5 protein-coding genes are annotated in these 7,691 nt (G+C 45.9%); 4 read left to right on the plus strand and 1 reads right to left on the minus strand.

The window, feature by feature from the left end; translation table 11 throughout:
• The first annotated feature begins 193 nt into the window (after window positions 1-193).
• From LPH68_RS24845 to LPH68_RS24860, 4 genes are read left to right on the plus strand one after another with little or no spacing between them, the layout of a single operon-like run.
• On the plus strand, window positions 194-1,747 hold the full coding sequence (locus tag LPH68_RS24845; RefSeq protein WP_049701414.1) for a sulfatase: 1,554 nt from the start codon (window positions 194-196) through the stop codon (window positions 1,745-1,747).
• A 47-nt stretch (window positions 1,748-1,794) separates the two neighbouring features.
• The gene (locus LPH68_RS24850) at window positions 1,795-2,982 is read left to right on the plus strand and encodes a family 43 glycosylhydrolase (protein WP_032849384.1); all 1,188 of its coding nucleotides are present in this window, start codon (window positions 1,795-1,797) and stop codon (window positions 2,980-2,982) included.
• A complete protein-coding gene (locus LPH68_RS24855; RefSeq protein ID WP_192921153.1) occupies window positions 2,979-4,646 on the plus strand; it encodes an arylsulfatase in 1,668 nt (555 codons plus the stop codon). The genes LPH68_RS24850 and LPH68_RS24855 overlap by 4 nt, the downstream gene beginning before the upstream one ends.
• 5 nt (window positions 4,647-4,651) lie before the next feature.
• On the plus strand, window positions 4,652-6,856 hold the full coding sequence (locus LPH68_RS24860) for a glycoside hydrolase family 2 protein (protein ID WP_149958765.1): 2,205 nt from the start codon (window positions 4,652-4,654) through the stop codon (window positions 6,854-6,856).
• A 169-nt stretch (window positions 6,857-7,025) separates the two neighbouring features.
• Here LPH68_RS24860 and LPH68_RS24865 read toward each other — a convergent pair whose 3' ends face one another.
• Window positions 7,026-7,469 carry a VOC family protein gene (locus LPH68_RS24865; RefSeq protein ID WP_128859764.1) on the minus strand — a complete coding sequence of 148 codons (444 nt, stop codon included), beginning with the start codon at window positions 7,467-7,469 and terminating at the stop codon, window positions 7,026-7,028.
• Window positions 7,470-7,691: the final 222 nt, after the last annotated feature.

Below are 7,691 nucleotides of genomic sequence, written 5' to 3' on the forward strand. Positions count from 1 at the left end.
ACAAGCCCTGAAAGGGCGGAACTGTATACAATTATGCCCTTTCAGGGCGCAAATTCAGATTGTCGTTTTTACGTAGGGCGTTGCCCTACGCTATATAATTAAGCCCTTTCAGGGCACTCCGCAAAATTATCATTTACTATTCCGAGATATAAGTCATGACAGTTTTTTAATCGTCAAATAGCAAATTAATAAAATGAAAGCAATCTTTTGTATCACAGGGCTTGCCATACAAGGTTTGACAATATCAGCCCAGGCGCAAACCGGCAAACCGAATATTGTGGTTATTATGACCGATCAGCAGCGTGCCGATTTGTGCGGCAGGGAAGGTTTTCCGCTGGAAGTGACTCCCTTTGTCGACCGGTTGGCGCAAGAGAATGTATGGTTCAATAAGGCATACACTGTGATGCCAGCCAGCTCTCCGGCACGTTGTTCCATGTTCACCGGGCGTTTTCCTTCCGCCACTCACGTACGCACGAATCATAATATTCCTGACATTTCCTATCAACAGGACTTAGTGGGCGTATTGAAAGAAAACGGATATAAAACAGCATTGGTCGGCAAGAATCACGCTTACCTGAAACCTGCCGACCTTGATTTCTGGTCTGAATACGGACACTGGGGAAAGCACAAAAAGACGACTCCCGCAGAGAAGGAGACTGCCCGTTTCCTGAATCAGCAAGCCAGGGGGCAATGGTTGGAGCCATCTCCCATCTCGCTGGAAGAACAGCATCCCACCAAAATCGTGAACGAAGCACTGGCATGGATTAAGCAGCAGAAAGAAAATCCTTTCTTCGTATGGGTTTCTTTTCCGGAACCTCACAACCCTTATCAGGTATGTGAACCCTATTACTCCATGTTCTCCCCCGATAAGCTTCCCGTCTTAAAGACCTCCCGCAAAGATTTGGCAAAGAAAGGAGAGAAATACCGTATTTTGGCGCAACTGGAAGACGCGTCCTGCCCGAACCTGGAACAAGACTTGCCTCGAATCCGTGCCAACTATATCGGAATGATCCGGTTGATAGACGATCAGATCAAGAGACTGATCGAATCATTGAAAGCCAGCGGACAATATGAAAACACCCTCTTTGTCGTACTTTCCGACCACGGTGACTACTGGGGGGAATACGGATTGATTCGTAAAGGAGCCGGACTTTCCGAAAGCCTCGCACGTATCCCGATGGTATGGGCAGGATATCACATTAAGAACCAGCCTGCCCCTATGGATAGCCACGTATCGATAGCCGACCTTTTCCCCACCTTCTGCTCTGCCATCGGTGCCGAAATACCGGCAGGAGTTCAGGGCCGTAGCTTGTGGCCGATGCTGACCGGAAAAGCTTACCCTAAAGAAGAATTCTCTAGCATGGTCGTACAACAAGGCTTCGGAGGAGCTGATGTTGGACTGGATGCCTCCTTGACTTTTGAACAGGAAGGAGCATTGACTTCCGGCAAAATAGCCCACTTCGACGAACTGAACACCTGGACGCAAAGCGGTACCTCACGCATGATAAGAAAGGATGACTGGAAACTGGTCATGAATCATTATGGTAACGGAGAACTTTATAATTTAAAGAAAGATCCTTCGGAAATTCATAATCTGTTTGGCGAGAAGAAATACAGCGAAATTCAAACAGAACTTCTGACCCGTTTACTGGCATGGGAGTTGCGTTTGCAGGACCCGTTGCCTCTCCCGCAAAGACGTTACCATTTTAAACAGAATCCATTTAATTATCTCCACCCGGAACACTAAAAAATAAGAAGATTGTACATACCTACGGATATTAAAAACATGATTCCATGAAGTCTGCCCCGCAACGGCCTATTTTTGTATCCGTAAACATAAAACAGAAATTTATGAAATTGATTTTGCGATTAGGATTGATCTTGTTTACAGGATTTATTTCCATCTCTACAGCATCAGCACAGTTATATGGAACGGCAGATACAAACGCTCCGGAACTACGTGTTCCGACATCTGTAAAGCCGGCATTTGATTATTGGATGAGGGACACTTGGGCTACGCTGGGTCCCGACGGTTATTATTATATCACAGGAACCACCTCTACCCCCGACCGTTACTTTCCGGGACAGAGGCATTGCTGGGACTGGAACGACGGTTTGTACTTGTGGCGTTCCAAAGATATGAAGTCCTGGGAAGCCAGAGGACAAATATGGTCGATGGAAAAAGACGGAACCTGGCAAAAGAAGCCGAAAGTATATAAAGCAGGAGAGAAATATCAGAAGAAATCCATCAACGGTGATCCGATGGACAACCGCTTCCATGCAGTGTGGGCTCCGGAAATGCATTATATCAAAAGCGCGAAGAACTGGTTTATCGTTGCCTGCATGAATGAGTCGGCAGGTGGGAGAGGTTCTTTCATTTTGCGGAGCAAGACCGGAAAACCGGAAGGACCGTACGAGAATATCGAAGGTAATAAAGACAAAGCCATCTTCCCGAATATCGACGGAAGTTTGTTCGAAGATACGGACGGCACTGTCTACTTTGTCGGGCACAACCATTATATCGCCCGTATGAAACCGGATATGAGCGGATTTGCCGAGGAACTGAAAACATTGAAAGAGAAAAAATATAATCCGGAACCGTATATTGAAGGAGCGTTTATCTTCAAATACGATAACAAATATCACCTTGTACAGGCTATATGGTCGCACCGTACGTCGGAGGGAGATACCTATATCGAGAAAAAGGGAGTAACCTCGCCGAAGACACGTTATAGTTACGACTGCATCATCTCGACAGCCGATAATGTGTATGGTCCCTATAGCGAACGCTACAATGCCATCACGGGAGGAGGACACAACAACCTTTTCCAGGATAAGGATGGAAACTGGTGGGCTACCATGTTCTTCAATCCGCGTGGGGCACAGGCGGCGGAATATAAAGTGACGTGCCGTCCCGGATTAATTCCGATGATCTATGAGAATGGTAAATTCAAACCCAACTTTAATTATAATACCAAATGAAAACTTCTTTATTGATAGCAGGCAGCCTGGCTCTGGTCCCGATGACGTATGCGCAGGACAAACCGAATATTATTATCATACTGGCAGACGATTTGGGCTTCTCCGATCTTGGCTGTTTCGGTGGTGAGATTCATACACCGGTGTTGGATAAACTGGCAAAGAATGGCGTCCGTATGACGCAGATGTATAACAGTGCACGCAGTTGCCCGTCGCGTGCCAACCTGTTGACGGGGCTTTATCCGCATCAGACGGGATTGGGACACATGGACGGCAGTCATCCTGCTTGGCCGAAAGGATATTCCGGTTTCCGTTCCAATTCGGATAACGTCACGATTGCAGAAGTCCTGAAAGATGCCGGATATTTTACGGCGATGTCAGGAAAGTGGCATTTGGGGAATAAGTCGAATCCTATTCTTCGTGGGTTTCAAGAGTATTACGGTTTGTTGGGCGGATTCAACTCTTTCTGGAATCCGGCGGTATATACCCGTTTGCCGAAAGACCGTACGCCCAGACACTATGAGGAAGGAACTTTCTACGCTACCAATGTGATAACGGATTATGCGATTGACTTTATCGACCAGGCACATCAGGAGAAGAAACCGTTGTTCCTGTATCTGGCCTATAACGCTCCCCATTTCCCTTTGCACGCACCGAAAGAAGTGACCGATAAATATATGTCTCTCTATATGCAGGGATGGGACAAGATTCGTGACGCCCGCTGGAAACGGATTGTGGACCTGAAACTTATGCAGGGAAAGCCGGCACTTAGTCCGCGTGGTGTAGTTCCCGAAAGTCTGTTTGAAGATGAAACGCATCCGCTACCGGCATGGGACTCATTGACGAAAGATCAGCAGACCGACCTCGCACGCCGTATGTCCATTTTTGCCGCTATGGTAGATGTGATGGACGCGAACATCGGCCGGGTAGTAGATGAATTGAAGAAGAACGGTGAGTTAGACAATACGTTTATCATGTTTATGTCCGATAACGGAGCTTGTGCCGAATGGCACGAATTCGGTTTCGACAAACAGACCGGAGTCGAATACCATACCCATACCGGAGAAGAACTCGACCAAATGGGTTTGCCCGGAACCTATCATCATTACGGTACAGGCTGGGCAAATGTCTGCTGCACACCGTTCACGCTGTATAAACATTATGCTCACGAAGGAGGTATCTCAACCCCATGTATCATTTCCTGGGGGAATCAGGTGAAGAACAAAGGCGGACTGGATCATCAGCCTGCACAATTCTCCGATATCATGTCTACCTGTGTGGAACTGGCAGGAGCCACTTATCCGAAAGAATATCAGGGAAGAGCGATTCTGCCTACGGCAGGTAAATCCATCCTCCCGATTGTGAAAGGGAAGAAGATGCCCGAAAGGTATATTTATGCAGAGCATGAAGGCAACCGCATGGTGCGTAAAGGCGACTGGAAGCTGGTTTCGGCCAATTTTAAGGGAGATGAATGGGAATTGTACAACATCAAGGAAGACCGTACCGAGCAGCACAACCTGATCGGCAAATATCCTGAAATGGCAAAAGAATTGGAAACAGCCTATTTCGAATGGGCGGACAAGAGCGATGTCTTGTATTTCCAGAAAATGTGGAATACCTACAATAAGAATCGACGGAAAGATTTTAAAGAATATAAAACCCGCTAATGCTTATGGATAAGAGAATCTTACTAACTCTGGCTTTAGGAGCCATGTCGCAGGTGTTTACCCATGCATGGGAGCCTAAAGGAGATAAAATTAAAACAGTATGGGCTGAACAGGTGATGCCGGAAAATGTGTGGCAAAGTTATCCCAGACCACAGTTGCAACGGGCAGAATGGATCAATCTGAACGGATTGTGGAAGTATGCCGTAACGGATCAGAACACGCCCCGGAAGAATGTTTCCTTTGAAGGGGAAATTCTGGTCCCGTTTGCGATTGAATCATCTCTGTCCGGAGTGCAGAAAACATTTCTTCCTACGGATAGATTATGGTATCAACGTGAGTTCACTTTAGATCCTTCCTGGAAGAATAAGTCTACTATCCTGCATTTCGGAGCAGTGGATTATGAATGTCAAGTATGGGTGAATAACCGGTTGGTCGGTACGCATAAAGGAGGAAACAACCCGTTCTCGTTCGATATTACTAAATATCTGAAGAAGAGTGGTCCTCAAAGCATTGAAGTAGCCGTCACCGACCCGACGGACACGGAATCTATTTCCCGAGGGAAACAACAACTTAATCAGGAAGGTATCTGGTACACGCCTGTATCGGGCATTTGGCAAACTGTGTGGCTGGAAGCGGTGAATAAAACCTATATCCGTCAGGTACTTCCTTCCACTGATATTGAAAGAAAATCCGTGAAGCTGGCTTTCGATATAGCCGGAGCCAAAGGCAATGAAGAAGTGAAAATAGAAGTGTTGGATGATGGCAAAGTAATCAAGACGGTGGAACAGAAGTTGACTAATGCGATGGAGATAGACGTTCCGAACGCTGTCTTATGGTCTCCCGAATCTCCGAAACTGTATCATTTGAATATTGTCTTATCCAATGGAGGACGTGTTTTAGACCGGGTAAAGAGTTACTTTGCCTTGAGAAAAGTAGATGCCCGTAAAGATGAATGTGGATACAACCGTATTTGCCTGAATAACCAACCCATCTTCCAATACGGTCCGCTGGATCAAGGCTGGTGGCCCGACGGATTGTTGACTCCTCCTTCCGAGGAAGCGATGCTGTGGGACATGGTGCAGTTGAAGAAGATGGGATTCAATATGATCCGTAAACATATCAAAGTAGAACCGGAGCAATATTATTATTACGCCGATTCTCTGGGATTGATGATGTGGCAAGACATGGTTTCCGGTTTTGCTACGTCAAGGAAGAAGGAGGAACACGTCAATCCGTTGGCTACTACTGATTGGAACGCTCCCGAAGAACACACCCGCCAATGGCAAAAAGAAATGTTCGAGATGATCGACCGTCTCCGTTTCTATCCCTGTATCACTACCTGGGTGGTTTTCAATGAAGGATGGGGACAGCACAACACGGTGGAAATCGTAAATAAAGTGATAAAATACGACGATACACGCCTGATAAACGGAGTGACCGGCTGGACGGACAGAGGCGTAGGCGATATGTACGACGTACATAATTATCCTGTCACTTCCATGATTCTGCCGGAGAACAACGGCAACCGCATTTCCGTACTGGGAGAATTCGGCGGCTATGGCTGGGCGATCAAGGAACATATCTGGAATCCGAATATGAGGAACTGGGGGTATAAGAATATAGACGGAGCAATGGCTCTGATTGATAGTTACGGCCGTCTGGTATATGATTTGGAAACGCTGATTGCCCAAGGATTGAGTGCGGCAGTCTATACACAAACCACTGATGTGGAAGGAGAAGTGAACGGCCTGATTACTTACGACCGGAAAGTAACTAAAATACCGGAAGGCTTGTTGCACCTGATGCACAACCGTTTGTATGAAATCACCCCTGCGAAAGCTGTTACTTTGATTGCAGACGGTCAGAATGGAAGCAAGAATACCCGCCTTGTCAGTCTGAACGGTCAGGAGCTGAAAATGACTTCTTTGCCTTTCGACTGTCCCCCTCGTTCTACGGTAGTATCAGAAGCTACTTTTAAGGTGGATAAGGATTTCAATCATCTGTCTTTATGGCTGAATGTTGCCGGAGAAGCCAAAGTTTGGCTGAATGGTGTAGAAGTCTTTGCGCAGGAGGCAAAGCAGACCAGGCAATATAATCAATATAATATCAGCGATTACAGCCGTTACTTGCGGAAAGGAAGTAATCTGTTGAAAATCGAAGTGAAAGATAGCAAGAAGATGAGATTCGATTATGGGTTGAGGGCTTATTAATCAGATTCATATTCTACTTTGTGAGTTTCTTGTTATAAAGTTGAAAGGCAAGTGAATATCTGCAATATCAAGTTAATGTATGAGCCCCATAGCGATGTCACTATAGGGCTCATTAACTATCATTTTTCCGGCTCACTCGTATGGGCACATTTCTTTATAACAAACTTTCTTATTGAAATTTCTTATCTTCTTCGAGGAGCTCCTGGCTACATTGCTCCGGTGCTAGAGGGGTAAAGAGTTCTATCAGGTTTTCTTCGGGATCGCGCAGGTATAGGGTACGCATCCCCCAATCGGGCATATCCGCAGGTTCGGTGATAAACGTCACGCCTTTTGCTTTTAGATCGGCAAAAGTTTCGTCGAGGTTATCTACACTGAATGAAACCATTAATTTCTCACGCATCGCAACGGGCTGTTGCTTATCTGCATTGCCTACCGCAGGTGCCATCCAGTCGGATACAAAAAGGGTGAAGCCTTCTATCCCGTCAGCTACTTTAAAATTGGCATATCCGCTATTTTCATCTCCCCAGGATGGCTCTAATCCGAGTTGTTCGGTGTAGAACTTGAAGCATTTGGCGAAGTCTTTCACTAATAATCTTACGTTGCTGAATCTCATGGTTTACTGATTAATAGTTTGTAATTTGTTTCTTATATCAAAATGCAAATATAATCATTCTATTGGATAGCGTTTCAAAAAACTGTATTTACCTCATTAGTGCATAGAAACGAGTTAAACGGTGCGCTAATGAATGGGTCCAGGGTGAGGGGTGGTGAGGGTAGATTTATAACCTTATCTGTCTCTTATACACATCTCCGAGCCCACGAGACCATGGCTAAT

This window comes from Bacteroides sp. 1_1_30 (genome assembly GCF_020982715.1).
Classification (GTDB): domain Bacteria; phylum Bacteroidota; class Bacteroidia; order Bacteroidales; family Bacteroidaceae; genus Bacteroides; species Bacteroides xylanisolvens.